Raw genomic sequence first — 15,607 nt, 5'->3', positions numbered from 1 at the left:
GACACAGGCCGGGCATTTCCCCCGCATAATGCGGGGCACGAGAGGCACACGCCCGCGCAACAGGGAGTTCGTTACCCATGCTGCTCCCCTCCTCGATCCATGACGCCCGGCTCCTCGACGGTTGACGCCGCCATGCCCCGCCTGACCGCGCACGTCGAGCGTGGTCTGCAGGTTTTGACCGCCTACGCCGTCCCCGTCCTCATCACGCTGCTGTCGCTGTGGGCGCTGTGGGCATGGCCAAACGAGTATCCGCAGGGGGACGAGCGGGCCTTGGCGTTCCAGGCCATGGTGGCGGATGGACCGCGCACCCCCGCGCAGGCCCTCGAGGGGCTGGACCGTCACCCACCGCGCACCCTGTGGGATACACGGCTGTCGGAACATCCGCTGTGGTTCAGCGTCACCCTCGGCCCCGAGGACCGGGCGCCGGGTCGCGTGATCGAATTCCCCTCCCGCCACGCCACCGCGGTGCAGTGCTGGGACGCGGCAACGTTGCAGCCGCTCGGGCGTGCCGATCGCACGGCCGCCACGGCGGGCGAGGCGTTGCGACGCTCGCGCGCCGGCTTCGTGCTCGCCCCGGCCGCGCTGCCGGCGCGCATCCTGTGTGAGGCGCGCTTCACCGGACCCGCGCGCCTGAATGTCGTGGGTCGATCGGCGCAAGAGCTGGCGGTGCTGGAACAACGCTTCCACCGCGATGCGGGGTGGCTCGACGGCGGCTTGTTGATCCTGTCGCTCTTCACGCTGGTGGCCGGCCTGCTCAACCGCGAGCGCAACTACCTGATTTTTGCCGCCTGGCTGGTCATCAACCAGCGCATGGCGGCCCTCTCGGGCGGGTGGAATTACCAGTGGTTGGGGCAGCTCATCCCGGCCGATTGGCTCACGCCCCTGCGGCAGATCACGCTGGCGCTGTACTCGACCGCCACGGTGGTGCTGTTTCGCTTTTTGTTCGAAGCCGACCTGCAGCGCACACGCATGCTGGGCTGGGTGCGCGCCGTCGTGCTGGCCTGCGTGCCGGTGCTGATCGCGGCCGCCGTTTTGCCCTACCGGCACTTTTTGCCCGTCATCTGGAGCGCAACCGCTTTGGGGGTATGCATCCTGGGCTACGCCCTGGCGGTCATACTGGTGCGCACGCGCTCGCCCGTGGCCATGTGGTACGCCGGCTCGATGGCCATCGCGCTGGCGGCCAGTTTGTACGAGGTGATCGCCGCCGCGCTCGGCCTCAAGGGGCTGATTGGCACGATCAACAGCGTGACAGCCGCGCTGGCCTCCAGCCTGCTGGCCTCGCTGGCCATTGCCGAGCAGTTTCGCCAGGAGCACCTGCAACGGCTCGCGCTGCAAGCCGAGTTGCAACATACGTTCGATTTTTTGCCGATCGGCTTGTTCACGCTCGACCCCCAGGGCCATTTCATCAGCGCCAACCCCGCGCTGCACGCGCTGCTTGGCCACCCGATCGAAGCTGGACGTGACCGCTGGGATCAGCTCTTTCCCCCCTACGATTGGGCGCAACTCAGCGGGCCGGACACGCCCGCGACCACGGTGGAATTCGAAACCGGCCTGATTCGCGAAGACGGTGTGGCGCGGCGCTTTTTGGTGCGCGCGGCCCGCGCGGGCGACAAAATCGAGGGCACGCTGCAGGACATCACCGACAAGGTGCGGGCACACGAGCACCTGCAGTTCCTGGCCGACCACGACCCGCTGACCAAAGCCATGAACCGCCGCGGCGTGGAAGCCTGCCTCAGCCGCGGGCTGCAGCGACTGCGGCGTGGCAAGCCGCTGGCGGTGGCCTATCTGAACCTGGACCGCTTCAAGCTGATCAACGACCTGTACGGCCACGTGGCCGGCGACGCCGTGCTGCAGCAGGTGTGCGAGCGTGTGCAGCGGCCGCTGTCACCCCACATGTACCTGGGCCGGGTCGGCGGCGACGAATTTTTGATCGTCATGCTCGACACCCCGCTGCACCGGGCGGAAACCGTGTGCCGCGACGTGCTGCAGCAGCTGACACGCGAGCCCTACGTGGTTGGCGAGCGCGCCTTCCAGGTGCGCGGCTCGATCGGGCTCATCGAGGTCACGCCCGGCACATCGGCCAAGGACGTGGTCGCCACGGCCGACCGCGCATGCCGTGAAGCCAAACGGACCCAAACCACGGGACTGGTCGTGTACGAGCACGGCTCGCGCGCCCTGCGCGACCACGAGGCCGAAATGCAGCTCGTCGAGCGGCTCGCCGCCGGGCAGGACATCGAGGGCCTGTTCCTGGAGATGCAGCCCATCGTCTCGCTGCGCCACCCCGCGCAGTCGCTCCACTTCGAGGTGCTGCTGCGCATGCAGGACGAGCACGGCAGCCGCGTCCCCACCGACCGCTTGATCCGCGCCGGCGAGCATGCGGGCCGCATGGGTGTCATCGACCGCTGGGTGGTGCGCTCGGTATTGCAATGGTTGACCGAGCACGACGCGCGGCTGCCGCAAAACCAGTTCGTCTGCCTCAACCTCAGCGGCGCCTCGCTCAACGACGAGCGTTTCATCCTCGACATGTACGAGCTGCTCGAGCAGCACCGCCACGTCGCAAACCGGTTGTGCTTTGAGGTCACCGAGAGTGTGGCGCTGCACGACATGGGCAATACCCGCCGCTTCATCGATCGGGTGCGCAGCTACGGTGCCAAGGTAGCGCTGGACGATTTCGGCGCCGGCTACACCTCGTTTTCGTACCTGCGTGATCTGCCGGCCGACATCCTCAAAATCGACGGCAGCTTCATCGTCAACATGAACCGGCACCCCGCCAACGAAGCCATCGTCGAGGCGATCGTGAGCCTGGCGCAAAGCCTGGGCATGAAAACGATTGCCGAATGGGCCGAAGACTTTGAAACCGTCGCGACCTTGGCCGAAATCGGGGTGGACTTCGTCCAAGGCTACGCGGTCTCGCGCCCCGTATCCCCACAGCGCATACTCGAGGCCACCTCTGGGGCTGACTTCATCACCGACGCGCGGCTGGGCGAATACCTCAGCACCCTGCCATCGGACGAGGAGCTGGCGCACGTGGACTGGGTGCTGGGCCACACGGATGCGCCCGCGGGCGCGGCACCAGCCGATCAGTCCAGGACGATGTCCGGGTGATCGGTGTTGAACCAGAAGTCGTACAGCGGATGCTCGGCGCCGTCGTCGCGGGCTGTGGCGATGTCGTTGTACATCACCCGGTGCGGCAGGTTGAAGACGTGCGGCAGCGGCACGAAGCCCAGCTCGGGATACACGTCGCGAAACATCAGCCGCGCATACTGCCGGTCCAGCGGCGCGCGCGCGGTCACCAGCACAAAGCGCACGCCCTGCTGCTGACACCAATAAAACGCCGCTTTGAGCATGACCGTCTTGACGACGCGGCTGTGTTCCATCTGGGCCATGGCCAGGCGCGTGACCTCCGCGCAGCGCGCGCCCGCCATCCAGTCGGGCAGCGCAAACGACTGCTCCAGTGCCAGCGGCTGGTGGGCATTGGTCTGCACGCGCAGCGTGCCCAGCAACGAGCCATCCACCTTGGACTCGGCCAGCAGCACCGCCACCCCCGGTGCCTGATCCATCGGCTCGGGCTGGCGCAGGGCCTCGGTGACCGAGGGCGGCAGGTGGCGTGAGTAGGCGGCGTGGCGGATCGCCGCGGCCTTTTGCCAGTCCTGTGGGCCGTGGGCGACACGCACGGTAAACGGCAGCCACTCGACGCGGCGCTCCATGGCGCCATCGCGGCGCACCGCATGCTCAACGGGCTGCGGCACCGCGTACCAGCCAGCGACGGCTGGGCGGGCACGGGCAGAAGCAACAAGGGCAGTGGCAGTCATGGGACAACTCCTCTAACCGGAACCGGAACACCCGGTGCTTGGGCACTTCCACTGTAGGCAGCGTGCGCCCGCGCTGCAGTCCGAAAACCGCCATTTCCCACGTCAGGCAACTTCTGACATGCCCGTCAGCCACCCTGTCCCCCTCCCCCGCCCTGGCAGCCTGCACAGCCGCGTACAATCCCACCCGAGCCGGAAGGGTGGCAGAGTGGTCGATTGCACCGGTCTTGAAAACCGGCGATGGGCAACCATCCGTGGGTTCGAATCCCACCCCTTCCGCCAAATTTCGGGTCGTTTGCGCTGCTGTTCGCTTCTTTGACGGCCTTGCGGTCGTCGTACAGTGAGGCCCTACGCACTTACCTTGCCAACCGGGGAGCGCTTTGTCGTGAATCGTCGTGACTGCCTACTTCGCCTGACCGCTACACTGGGTGCCCCGCTGGGGGCAGGTTTGAGTGGTTGTGGAGGTGGCTCCGACGACACCAACACCACACCGCCTTCTCCCCCCACGCTGGTTGGCATCGTCGTCAGCCCGGATGCGGCGACGATCCCCGTGGGCACCACGCAAACCTTCTCCGCCGTAGGACGTTACTCGGACGGATCGTCCACCGCGCTGGACAAGGGGGTGACTTGGAGCAGCAGCAACACCACCATCGCCACGGTGGTTGCGGGTACGGGCGTAGCGACCGCTGCAGCAGTCGGCGACGTCGACATCATTGCCACGGTCGGAACGGTCACCGGCAAGGCGCGCCTGTCGGTCAAAGCGCCTTATTTGCAGGTTGCTGCCGGAGATGCCCACGGCGTAGCGCTCAAGGCGGATGGCACCCTGTGGGCCTGGGGCGAAAATCGATTCGGACAGTTGGGCGACGGCTCCCTCATCGATCGGCTCACGCCGGTGCTCATTGGCACGGCCAAAAACTGGACCCAGGTCGCCGCCGGCGAATCCCACACCCTGGCGATCCGCAGCGATGGTACGCTGTGGGCCTGGGGCTCGAACCTCAATGGGCAACTGGGGGATGGCACCCAAAACGACCGGGCCGTACCGGTCAAGATTGGGACCAGCACGAACTGGGTAGCGGTGGCGGCGGGGGCCCGTCATTCACTGGGTATCCAGAAAGACGGCACGCTCTGGGCGTGGGGACGCAACTTCGAAGGCCAGCTCGGAGACGGCAAGGACGCTGATCTGTTGGTTCCGACCAAGATCGGGACGGACAAAGATTGGCAACTGGTGGTCGCAGGCGCATACCACACCATTGCCCGCAAAACGTCGGGCCGGCTCTTCGTGTGGGGCTCCAACAAATTCGGCCAACTGGGTCTGGACAGCGGCGGGGAGCCAGTGCGCACCCCGACACAGCTTGAAACGACCACATGGATGGCCGTTGCCGCTGGCGAACAACACACGCTGGCCATCCGCAGCGACGGCGTGCTGTTTTCGTGGGGCGACAACGCCAGTGGTCAACTGGGTACACCGGGTGGTAGCCGCATCTTCCCCGCAGCCGTTGGGGAATCGGTCGACTGGATCGCGGTCGCCGCCGGCGCTCGCCACTCGCTGGCACTGCAAAAGGATGGTTCGTTGTGGGCCTGGGGCGACAACAGTGATGGACAGCTGGGCGACGGCACCCTCGCACTGCAACGACTGGCGCCGGTGCGTATCGGTGACGCCAAAGACTGGTTGCGCATCCGGGCCGGACGCGCCGCCACGTATGCACTGCGGACAGACGGCACCTTGTGGGCCTGGGGGTACAACCACAAGGGTCAGTTGGGCCTTGGCGACCTCACCACCCGCCGCCAACCCCAGCGCATCGGCTGACGGCAAACGGGCGGTGGCCGGCTACTCGTGGCGCAGTGCCTCGATGGGGTCGAGCTGGGCGGCGCGGCGCGCGGGGACGTAGCCAAACAACACCCCGATGGCCGCGGAAAAGACAAACGCCACCAGGTTGATCGCCGGGTCGAACACAAACGGCACGCCCATGGCCGCGCTGATGGCCACGCTGGCCACGAGCGCCAACAGCAACCCGGCCAAGCCGCCCAGGGTGGCCAACACCACCGCCTCGATCAAAAACTGGCCCATCACCTCGCGCTCCAGCGCCCCGATGGCCAGGCGCAGGCCGATTTCGCGCGTGCGCTCGGTCACGCTCACCAGCATGATGTTCATGATGCCGATGCCGCCCACCAGCAGGCTGACAGCGGCCACCGCCCCCAGCAGCATGGTCATCACGCGCGTCGTGCCCGACAGGGTATCGGCGAGCTGCTGCGTGTCGAGGATGTTGAAGTTGTCCTCCTCGCCCTCCGGCAGCGCGCGCCGCTCGCGCAGGATGTCGCGGATGCTGTCCTTGACGGCTTGCGGATCGGCGCCATCGAGCATCGACACGTGCAGGGTGAAGACCCGTGTGTGCCCGACGACGCGGCGGTGCAGCGTTTGGATGGGCATGAGCACGATGTCGTCCTGGTCCTGACCAAATGCCCCCTGCCCTTTGGGCGCGAGCACACCCACCACCTCACAGGGCATTTGGCGCACGCGAACGGTATCCCCCACCGCCGGATTGGGGCCGTAGAGCTCGCGGCGCACCGTCTCCCCCAGGATGCAGACCGCCGCCCCCACGCGGTGCTCGTCTTCGGTAAACGCGCGGCCATCGGCCAAGGTCCAGTTGTTGGTGAGCAGCCAGTCGGGCGATCCCCCCACCAGGCTGCTCGACCAGTTGCGCCCGTTGGCCACGACCGTGCCGCCCGCGCGCGTCTCGGCGGCCACGGCCAGCACCCCCGGTGCCTGCGTGGCAATGGCCTGGGCGTCGGCCAGCTTGAACGACGGCGCGCCACCTGAGCCACCCGGCCCCAAGCGCTGCCCCGGGCGCACCTGCAGCAAATTGGTGCCCAGGTTGGCGATTTGCTGCTGGATGGCGCGCGTGGCACCGTTGCCCACGGTCACCATGGTGACCACCGCCGCCACGCCGATGACCACCCCCAGCACCGTGAGGAACGATCGCAGCAGGTTGCGCCGGATCGAGCGCAGCGCCAGCACCAGTGTGTTGAGCCACATCTCAAGCGCCCTCCCCGCCGGCCGCCGTGCCCGTCGACGGCTGCGCGCGTGGTGCTGGCACCTCCTCGCGCTCGATACGCCCGTCGCGAAAGTGCACGACCCGGCGCGCGTAGGCGGCGATGTCGGCCTCGTGGGTGACCATGAGCACCGTGATGCCGCGCGTCGCGTTGAGTTGCTGAATCAGGGTCATGATTTCGTGGCTGCGCTGCGAGTCGAGGTTGCCGGTGGGTTCGTCGGCCAGCAAGACCTGCGGCCGGGTCACGATGGCGCGCGCGATGGCCACCCGCTGCTGCTGTCCGCCGGACAGTTCGGCCGGGGTGTGCGACTCCCAGCCGGCCAGCCCGACATCGGCCAGTGCCGCGCGCGCGGCCTGGTGGCGCTCTCGGGCGCGCTCGCCACGGTAGATCAGGGGCAGCTCGACGTTTTCCAGCGCGGTGGTGCGCGGCAGCAGGTGAAAGCCCTGGAACACGAACCCAAAGTAACGGCGCCGCAGCCGCGCGCGCTCGTCGCGCGACAGCGTGTGCACCGGCACCCCCTGAAAACGGTATTCGCCGCTGCTGGGGGTGTCGAGCAGGCCAAGCAGGTTCATGGCGGTCGATTTGCCCGAACCGCTGGGCCCCATGATGGCCACGAAGTCGCCCGGCTGCACGTCCAGGTCCACGCCCCGCAGGGCCTGAAACGCGGCCGCCCCCTGGCCGTAGGTCTTGGTGATGCGACGCAGCTGGATCAAGGGAACCGGCGGGTTCATGGCGCACGCCCGTTGCTGCGTTGCTCGATGATGACTGGCAGCCCTTCGCTGAGCCCTTCGCCGCTGACCTCGGACAGGCGGCCGTCGCTGATGCCCACGGTCACCGCAATCGCCTGCGGGCGCCCGTCGCGCAACACCCAAATCTGGCGCGGGCCACCCCGTGCATCCAGCCGCGCTGTTTTGCGGCCCACCGTGGGGGCTTTGGGCACGAACAACCCGGCCAGGCCACCGCCAGCGGACGCCGGCGCTGGATCGCTGGGCGTGAAGCGCAGGGCCGTGTTGGGCACCAACAGCACGCCCTGGCGCTCCACCGCGCGTATGCTGGCGGTAGCCGTCATGCCGGGCCGCAGCGACAGGTCTTGGTTGTCCACGTCCAGCGTGGCGGTGTAGGTGATGACGTTGTCGGTCTTGGTCGCGCCGTAGGCAATGCGCCCCACCGTCGCCGGGTAGCGCCGCCGCGGGTAAGCGCTGACCGTGAAGCTGGCGGGCTGGCCCTCGCGCACGACGCCAACGTCGGCTTCGTCCACCGCCACGTCGAGCTTGAGCTGGCGCAGATCCTGCGCAATCGTCAGCAGTGTGACCGCCTGCAACGAGGCTGCCACCGCATTGCCGGGATCCACGTTGCGCGCCAGCACCACCCCGTCGATGGGCGAGCGGATATGGGCTTTGGCCAGGTTGGTCTCGTTGGTGGACAACGTGGCGCGCGCCTGCTCGACCGCTGCCCGGGCCGTCGCCTGCGCCGCCTGGGCCCGCTCCAGCGCCGCGCGGGCCGCATCCAATTCCGCGGCCGACGGCACTTGCCCGCCCGACAGCCGCGCCACCTCCTCCAGCCGGGCCAGGTTGGCCTGCGCCTCGCGCGCGCTCGCATCGGCCTGCGCCACCTGCGCCAGCGCCGCCGCCACGGCGGCGCGCGCGCTGTTGACCTGGTCCTGCAGCTTGGCCGTATCCAGCACCACCAGCACCTGCCCGCGTGTGACCCGGTCGTTGACGTCCACGCGCACCTCGCGCACGGTGCCGGAGAGCTCGCTGCCTATGTTGACCGCGCGCACCGGCTGCAAGGTGCCGTTGGCCGAAACGGTCAGGGTCAGGTCCCCGCGCTTGATCGGCTCGGTCACGTAAACGGGCTGGGTTTGGCGCGCGCTGCGCGCCTGCCAGGCCTGCCAGCCCCAGAGGGCGGCTCCGATCAGCAGCAGGATCACCCACCACAGCGGGCGGCGCCACCAGCGCGGCGGGCGCCCGTCACCCAGCAGGGCATCGACGGCTTGGGGCGTGGTGGAAGAACGGCGACGAAACGGATTCATGGCGAAGACATCACGGTTGGGCGGTGGGGACGGCCGGGGGCGTTGCCGCGTCGGCGTCGGGCCGTCCGCCGAGGGCCTTGATCAGGCGCACATGGTCCGTGGCCCAGGCGGTGCGCACAGCCGCCAGGTCGCTTTGCACGGCCAGCAGGGTGCGCTGGGCGTCCAGCAGCGCCCGGTAGTCGATGAGCCCGGCGGCGTAGCGCTGGCTGGCCAGCCGCTCGGCCTGGGTGGCCGACGCCACCGCAGCCTGCAAGCGGTCCAGCCGCGCGCGGTCGGCGGCCAGCGCCACCAGCGCGTTTTCCACGTCGCGCAGGGCCGCCAGCAAGGCACTGGCCAGCGCCGCGCGCGCTTGCTCGGCCGCGGCGGCCTGGGCGCGCACCTGCGCCTCGGCCGCCCCGCCATCGAACAGTGACGCCGCCAGGCTGGCAGCCAGCGAGCGCGTCAGCGCCGCGACATCGAACAGGTCCGACACCCGCGGCGCTGCCAGGCTCAACGCACCGCCCAGCCGCAAGGTCGGCCACTGGGCCGCTTCGGCCTGGCGCACGCGGGCATACGCCGCCTGCAGCCGCGCCTCGGCAGCGGCAACGTCCGGGCGTTGGCGCAGCGCATCGGCAGGCAGCGGCAGCACCCATGCCGCTGGGGGCTGCGGCGCTGCCGCGGGCGGGGTGGGCAACGGTGCGGCGGGCGGGCGGCCGGTCAGCACGGCCAAAGCATGCATCGCCTGGCGTGCTGCTGCCTCCAGCGCCGGCACGGTGGCCGCCGTTTGTTCGACCGCGGCACGCGCGGTCTCCAGATCCAGCGCCGAGGCCAACCCCGCCTGGGCGCGCCATGCGGTCAACTGCAGCGCGGCGCGCTGGGCCGCCAGACTTTCCTGCGCCAGGCGCAGGCGCTCACGCGCCCCCCACCATTCGAAGTAGGTGGTGGCCACCTCGGCCGCCAGGGTCAGACGCACGCCGCGCAGCTGCGCCTCGCTGGCGCGCACATCCGCCTCGCTGGCCTGCACACCGGCGGCACGGCGGCCAAAGGCGTCGATTTCCCAACTGGCATCCAGCCCGGCGCGCCAGACGGTCCCGGGTGACGCGTTGCCGGTCTGGCTGCGCTGCACCGCCGCGCTGGCGTCCAGCGTCGGGCCGGTGGTCGCCTGGGCACCATCGCGCACCGCCCGCGCCTGCGCCACGGCGGCCAGCGCGGCGGCGACGTCCGGGTTGGCCTGCAGCGCCTGCTCGACCAGTTGCGTCAAACCGGCATCGCCAAACGCCTGCCACCACTGCGCGCCCGGCGCAGGGGCCGCGGGCTGGGCCGCCCAGGGTGCGGCCCAGTGGGCAGGCGCAGCCGGGGCCTGCAGCGCGGCGGGATCGGTCGGCGCAGTCGCACAGGCGGCAAGGCCCAGCACCGCCAGGGCCAGCGGCCCCGCACACACCCTTTGAGAAAGCAAGCGTTTCATGGTTCAGCGGTAGGATGACGCCGACATGTTGCGCGCATGTTGCGGCCTTGCAGCGCTGTGTGTCGGTGCAGCGCCCGCGATGTGGACCTCGCGCACCGCACGGTCGTCGGCCAGCATCACCAAGGCAAACAGCCACTGCGCCAATGACTCGGCCTGCGCGGTGCGGCGCGCCAGCAGGGGCGTGGCGGCGGGGTCGAGGACGACGAAATCCGCCTCGCTGCCAACGGCGAGCGACCCCACCACACCCGCCAGCCCCAAGGCTTGCGCGGCGCCCGCGGTGTGCTGCCACCACAGGTCGAAAGGCGACAGGCTCACCGCCGTCTTGGCCGCGCCGTCACCGCGCACGCCGGCGCGCGCGACGGTGTACGCCGCCCGCATGGTGGCAAAGGGGCTAAAGCTCATCCCCCCGCCCACGTCACTGGCCAGCCCCAGGCGCACACCGGCCGCACGGGCTGCTGCGTAGTCGAAAAATCCACTGCCCAAAAACAGGTTGCTGGTCGGCGACACGGCAACCGCCGCGCGCGTGTCGGCGAGCAGCGCCCAGTCGTCAGCATCCAGGTAAATGCCGTGCGCATAGACGGCACGCTCGCGCAGCAGGCCGAACCGCCCATAGACGGCCAGGTAGCTGCGGTCGTGCGGATACAGGGTACGCACCCAGCGCACTTCGTCCACATTCTCGGCCACGTGCGACTGCAGCCACACATCCGGGTAGCGCTTGGCCAGCGCCCCCGCCCCCTGCATTTGCGCATCGCTGCAGCTCGGCGCGAAGCGGGGGGTGATCGCATACCCCAGGCGGGCGCGGCCATGCCAGCGCGTCAGCAGCGCCTCCGTGTCCTGCAGGGATTGCTCGGTGTGGTCGCGCACCCCGTCCGGGCTGTGGCGGTCCTGCAGCACCTTGCCCGCAATGCAGCGCAGCCCGCGCGCCTCGGCCTCGCCCAGCAGCGCGTCCACCGAAACCGGGTGCGATGTCGCAAACACCAGCGCCGTGGTCACGCCTTGGCGCTGCAGCTCATCCCAAAAAAAGCGCGCCACCTCGCCCGCATAAGCCGCATCGGCAAACCGCGCTTCGTGGGGGAAGGTGTAGCGCTCCAGCCACGGCAGCAAGCCCTCGGCCGGCGAGCCGATGACGTCCGTTTGCGGGTAATGGATGTGCAGGTCGATGAAGCCCGGTGCAATCAGCTGGCCCCGGCGATCCGCGACAGGCACGTCTGGAAACTGTCGCCGCAGCGTGGCCCAGTCGCCGATCGCCACGACCCGCTGCACCCCATCCGCATCCCGCGCGGTCGCGAGCAACCCATCGGACTCGAACCGGTGACAGGGGTGATCCGCGTCCGGATCGAACCACAACAGCGAGGCACGCCAAGCTTGCATGGCCGCAAGCTTAGCCGGTTCGGCACGCGCCAGCCGCACGGCAGCGCATTACCCTTTGAGGTGCCGGTGCGGCACGCGCTGCTGGCGCCACCAGCCGTGCGGCCCCAACAGCAGCGACACCAAGTACCAGACGCCTAGCACCAGCACGATGGTGGGGCTGGTGGGCCAGTCCCAGACATAGGACAGGGCCAGCCCCGCCCACGCCAGCACCACCGCGCTGGCCGTGGCCACCGCCAGCAGCGGCTGCAACCGGCGCGCCCAAAAGCGCGCGCTCGCCGCGGGCAGGACCATCATGCCCACCGCCATCAGCGTGCCCAGGGCGTGAAACGCCGCCACCAGGTTGATCACCACCAGTGCCAGAAAGCCGTGGTGCGCCATCGCGCCCCAAGGGCTGACACCGCGCAAAAACGCCGGATCGACGCATTCCATGACCAGCGGGCGCCACAGCACGGCCAACCCCACGACGGTCAGAACCGCGACGCCACCCAGCAGGAGCAGCACCTCGTCCTCCAGCGCCAGCACCGAGCCGAACAGCACATGCAGCAGATCCACCTGGCTGCCGCGCACCGACAAAATCAACACCCCCAGCGCCAGCGACATCAGGTAGAACACCGCCAGCGCCGCGTCCTCGCGCAACACGGTGTGGCGTGCCACCACACCTGCGGCCCCGGCCACCACGATGCCGCCCAGCACACCGCCCAGGGTCATCGCCGGCAGCGACAGCCCGGCCAACCAATACCCTATCGCCGCCCCCGGCAGGATGGCGTGCGACATCGCATCGCCCATCAGGCTCATGCGGCGCAGCATCAACAACACGCCCACCGGCGCCGCGCTGACCGCCAGCAACAGGCAGCCCAGCACCGCACGCCGCATGAAGTCGAACTCCAGCCCGGTGGCGGCCAGCCAAGCCGCCAGCCACGATTCAGTGCCGATGGTCATGCACGGGCTCCTGGGTACCCGGCGCGTCGAGCTCGCACAGCTCGGCGCGCTCGTCAAACGCCTCTTGCAGCTGACGCGCGCGCAGCAGATGCGCGTCGGTCAGCACCTGCGCCGTGGGCCCGTGCGCTACCAGCTCACGCGCCAGCAACGTCGTGGTCGGGAACACCGCCCGCACCAGCTCGAAGTCGTGCAGCACCGCGATGACCGTGCGCCCGGCCTCGTGCCAGCGCTGCAAAATGCAAATGAGATCCTCCAGCGTGCGCGTGTCCACGCCGGCAAACGGCTCGTCCAGCAACACCACCGGGGCGTCTTGCAGCATGAGCCGGGCAAACAGCGCGCGCTGAAACTGCCCACCCGAGAGCGTGTCCAGGGTGCGCTGCTCGAACCCCTGCAGCCCGACCGCCGCGATGGCCGCCGACACACGGGCGCGCTGCTCGGGCGAGGCGCGCCGCAGCGGCCCCAGCTCATGCCACAAGCCCATGACAGCCAGCTCCGCAACCGTGACCGGAAACGCGCGGTCCACCTCGCTGGTCTGCGGCAGATACGCCACCTGGCGCGGCGCAACGCCACGGACCGATCCGTGCATGGGGCGCAAGCGGCCCGCCACCGCCTTGAGCAGGGTGGACTTGCCCGCCCCGTTGGGGCCCACGACCGCCGCCAGCTCGCCCGCGCGCCAGCGCAGGCTGACGTGGTGAACGGCCGGATGGCGCTCGTACCCGGCGGTCAAGTCCAGCAGTTCGATATCGGCCGGCTCGGGCATGCGCGGTCCTCGGAGCAGACGTAAAAAAGGCCAGTCGCAGGGACTGGCCTTGGGTATGTGGCGCGGCTGGCAGGATTCGAACCCACGACCCCTTGGTTCGTAGCCAAGTACTCTATCCAACTGAGCTACAGCCGCTTGCTGAAGCCGAAAGTATACACGAATTTTTGGCGGCTTCGGCGAGCTTGGTAGGCCGTGCAGGGCTCGAACCTGCGACCAAGGGATTATGAGTACCCGTCCCCAGCTCTCACAGGCCCAAATCAAGCCACTCAGTCCAACAAAATCAAGCACTTGGCCGAACGTAACCGAACGCGACCGAACGTGCCCGACCCCCGGCGAACCGAGCTGCGCAACAACAGCGCAACAACCGCTCCACCTCAGCGCCAGATTCTAGCCAGCCGCCATGAGGTCTAGCAACCCAGCGTCCCAGGCTTTTCAAACGCACCGCACGTCAACTGCCGCAGCGCCCACATGCCGCACCGCGGCCCGATTGGGCCAACCGTGCTGGCGCCCGCACGAGGTCGGCTTGGCGCAGCCAGGCCCAGCGAACACAGCCACAGACCCGACGGCAGCAGCCAGAAGGTATATACGCACCCGCCACCGGGTGCGTGCCAGAACAGGCCAGGTGCGCTGGGTGATGCACGCAGAAACGGCAGAGGAGTGGTAGGCCGTGTTGGACTTGAACCAACGACCAAAGGATTCCGGTTTGTGCCCGTTTCTGGGCTCCCTGGACTATGCCTTCACCATGACCCGAGGGGTCAACAGGTGGGCGCCGTCTAGTCTCTACACCTTCCCGCACGGCGGGCTTGGCTCGGCGTTGCCTTGTGCCTGGCGGCCGTCAGGGTTCGCCGAATTTGACGCCATTCACGCACCGGGTTTCCCACGGTGGTGCACAACTGCTGCTATGAGTCCTCTGCTCTGACCAACTGAGCTAACGGCCCACTCCGAGGAATATTTTAGCGACTGACAGCGGAGCATGACCCCGGGAGACCTCACGGCACGGCAGGGCGACCGAGCACGCATCGACACCAGCACTCCCGAACGGCTGCTGAGCTGCTGAGGCGATGAGCCCATGCGACCAACGCCATGGTGCGGTCGCCCTGGCGGGCTCTCGCTCGTGAGACCTGCCCATGAGCACCCCCACAACCCTGTGCTCCCACAGCGCAGGCCGTCTGGCGCGGCACATGCATTCACAGGCGTCCCAACGCGGCCCCTTTCGAGCAGGCCTTAGACGGCGCCACTGCGGCTCGCCACTCGGCCCAACAGCCAGGGAAGGCGCCTGGAGAGGTTTTAAAGCCGTGTCGCTATACGCATCGAGGACAACCTTTTGATTCAAAGGAGCACATCGATGCAGATAGCTGAAAGTGACTAGACCACAGTCGCCGCCACAGTCGCCGACACTGCGGCCCGCCATGAACCCCGTCGCAGCCACCCTGCCGCGCAGGAGCCGGGCAAACCGCCCCGCCCTGCCCCACGGCTTATCCGGCTGCTTCGCAAGCAGGGGGATACCAACGGCCACACCCTATCGCAAGTGGCCCATGAGCTGGGCGTAACGCTTGGGTATTTGCTGCAACTGCAAAGCGGTACCCGCGATACGCGCAACAACAGCCGGGAGTTCGCCCGGCATGCGCCAGCTACCTCGGGACCTCGACAGTCAACGTGCTGCTGGCAGCGGGCGCCATCGATGTCCGCGATTTCTCGATTGGCGGCAGTCCCGAGCGGCGCATTCGCGTCGGCCTTCGGGCTCTGCTGGACGACCCGCAGGTGGGCGCCCTTGTCGACGAGGAGGCTCTGGTGGCGGCGCCGGTGGGCGTTCAAGAGCTTCTGGTGCGGCTGTACGAGGAGGCCATCGGCAGCGAAGTGATTCCATCGCACGGCTTGCCGCCCTTGCTACAGTCGTCGCTGCGGCTCGCCGTGGCCTACGCAGCCCAGGACGTCTGCGACGAGGAGGTCACCCCATGAGCCTGCTCGGTGATGTGCACCTGGGTGCGGAGCGCGCCCTCAAGTTGTGTATCGTTCTTTCTGTAAATTCCATTTTGCCGGTTGTCTGCTGGGCGGGGATCTCCGGCGCTACGCGCCTACGCTCCCCGCCCAGCAGACAGCGCGAGGGTGGGTCTGACGCCATGACTTCGAGAAAGGAGTGTAACCCTCATGGCAATACGAGTCGAAACCAACCCCTTGGAAGCCGCTTATGCGATCTTGCT

11 protein-coding genes and 2 tRNA genes are annotated in these 15,607 nt (G+C 68.6%); 4 read left to right on the top strand and 9 right to left on the bottom strand.

Features of this window, described 5'->3' with window-relative positions:
• Nucleotides 1-99 precede the first annotated feature (99 nt).
• Entirely contained in the window at nucleotides 100-3,105 is a 3,006-nt protein-coding gene (locus Tther_RS06330; RefSeq protein WP_143902049.1) for a putative bifunctional diguanylate cyclase/phosphodiesterase, read from the top strand.
• Here Tther_RS06330 and Tther_RS06325 read toward each other — a convergent pair.
• Nucleotides 3,081-3,812 carry an N-acyl amino acid synthase FeeM domain-containing protein gene (locus Tther_RS06325; protein ID WP_143902047.1) on the bottom strand — a complete coding sequence of 244 codons (732 nt, stop codon included), beginning with the start codon at nucleotides 3,810-3,812 and terminating at the stop codon, nucleotides 3,081-3,083. The genes Tther_RS06330 and Tther_RS06325 overlap by 25 nt on opposite strands.
• A gap of 191 nt (nucleotides 3,813-4,003) precedes the next feature.
• Between Tther_RS06325 and Tther_RS06320 the strand changes: the two genes are divergently transcribed.
• Both Tther_RS06320 and Tther_RS06315 read left to right on the top strand, forming a co-directional pair.
• Nucleotides 4,004-4,091 (top strand) — tRNA-Ser (locus Tther_RS06320).
• A gap of 103 nt (nucleotides 4,092-4,194) precedes the next feature.
• Nucleotides 4,195-5,616, top strand: a complete 1,422-nt coding sequence (locus tag Tther_RS06315) for an RCC1 domain-containing protein (protein ID WP_185975023.1) — start codon at nucleotides 4,195-4,197, stop codon at nucleotides 5,614-5,616.
• 21 nt (nucleotides 5,617-5,637) lie between these two features.
• On the opposite strand, the gene Tther_RS06310 is transcribed toward Tther_RS06315, so the two are convergent.
• The 8 genes from Tther_RS06310 to Tther_RS06275 form a co-directional block, all read right to left on the bottom strand.
• Nucleotides 5,638-6,843: an ABC transporter permease gene (locus Tther_RS06310; protein WP_143902043.1), complete on the bottom strand. Its 1,206-nt coding sequence runs from the start codon at nucleotides 6,841-6,843 to the stop codon at nucleotides 5,638-5,640.
• Nucleotide 6,844: 1 nt separating this feature from the next.
• Nucleotides 6,845-7,591: an ABC transporter ATP-binding protein gene (locus tag Tther_RS06305; RefSeq protein WP_143902041.1), complete on the bottom strand. Its 747-nt coding sequence runs from the start codon at nucleotides 7,589-7,591 to the stop codon at nucleotides 6,845-6,847.
• Nucleotides 7,588-8,892, bottom strand: a complete 1,305-nt coding sequence (locus tag Tther_RS06300) for an efflux RND transporter periplasmic adaptor subunit (protein ID WP_143902039.1) — start codon at nucleotides 8,890-8,892, stop codon at nucleotides 7,588-7,590. The genes Tther_RS06305 and Tther_RS06300 overlap by 4 nt, the downstream gene beginning before the upstream one ends.
• Before the next feature lie 10 nt (nucleotides 8,893-8,902).
• Complete coding sequence (locus Tther_RS06295) at nucleotides 8,903-10,336, bottom strand: efflux transporter outer membrane subunit (RefSeq protein ID WP_185975022.1); 1,434 nt, start codon at nucleotides 10,334-10,336, stop codon at nucleotides 8,903-8,905.
• Between the two features lie 3 nt (nucleotides 10,337-10,339).
• On the bottom strand, nucleotides 10,340-11,707 hold the full coding sequence (gene guaD, locus Tther_RS06290) for a guanine deaminase (RefSeq protein ID WP_143902037.1): 1,368 nt from the start codon (nucleotides 11,705-11,707) through the stop codon (nucleotides 10,340-10,342).
• A gap of 48 nt (nucleotides 11,708-11,755) precedes the next feature.
• Nucleotides 11,756-12,646 carry a metal ABC transporter permease gene (locus tag Tther_RS06285; RefSeq protein WP_143902035.1) on the bottom strand — a complete coding sequence of 297 codons (891 nt, stop codon included), beginning with the start codon at nucleotides 12,644-12,646 and terminating at the stop codon, nucleotides 11,756-11,758.
• On the bottom strand, nucleotides 12,630-13,406 hold the full coding sequence (gene aztA, locus Tther_RS06280; protein WP_143902033.1) for a zinc ABC transporter ATP-binding protein AztA: 777 nt from the start codon (nucleotides 13,404-13,406) through the stop codon (nucleotides 12,630-12,632). Before aztA ends, Tther_RS06285 begins: the two co-directional genes overlap by 17 nt.
• A gap of 58 nt (nucleotides 13,407-13,464) precedes the next feature.
• A tRNA-Arg gene (locus Tther_RS06275) sits at nucleotides 13,465-13,541 on the bottom strand.
• Between the two features lie 1,521 nt (nucleotides 13,542-15,062).
• Between Tther_RS06275 and Tther_RS06265 the strand changes: the two genes are divergently transcribed.
• Entirely contained in the window at nucleotides 15,063-15,365 is a 303-nt protein-coding gene (locus tag Tther_RS06265; protein WP_143902031.1) for a hypothetical protein, read from the top strand.
• Nucleotides 15,366-15,607: the final 242 nt, after the last annotated feature.

The sequence above is a fragment of the Tepidimonas thermarum genome (genome assembly GCF_007556705.1).
In the GTDB taxonomy this organism is placed as follows: Bacteria; Pseudomonadota; Gammaproteobacteria; order Burkholderiales; family Burkholderiaceae_C; genus Tepidimonas; species Tepidimonas thermarum.
The sequence above is the reverse complement of the archived record's forward strand: the minus strand, read 5'-3'. Positions and strand labels throughout refer to the sequence as shown.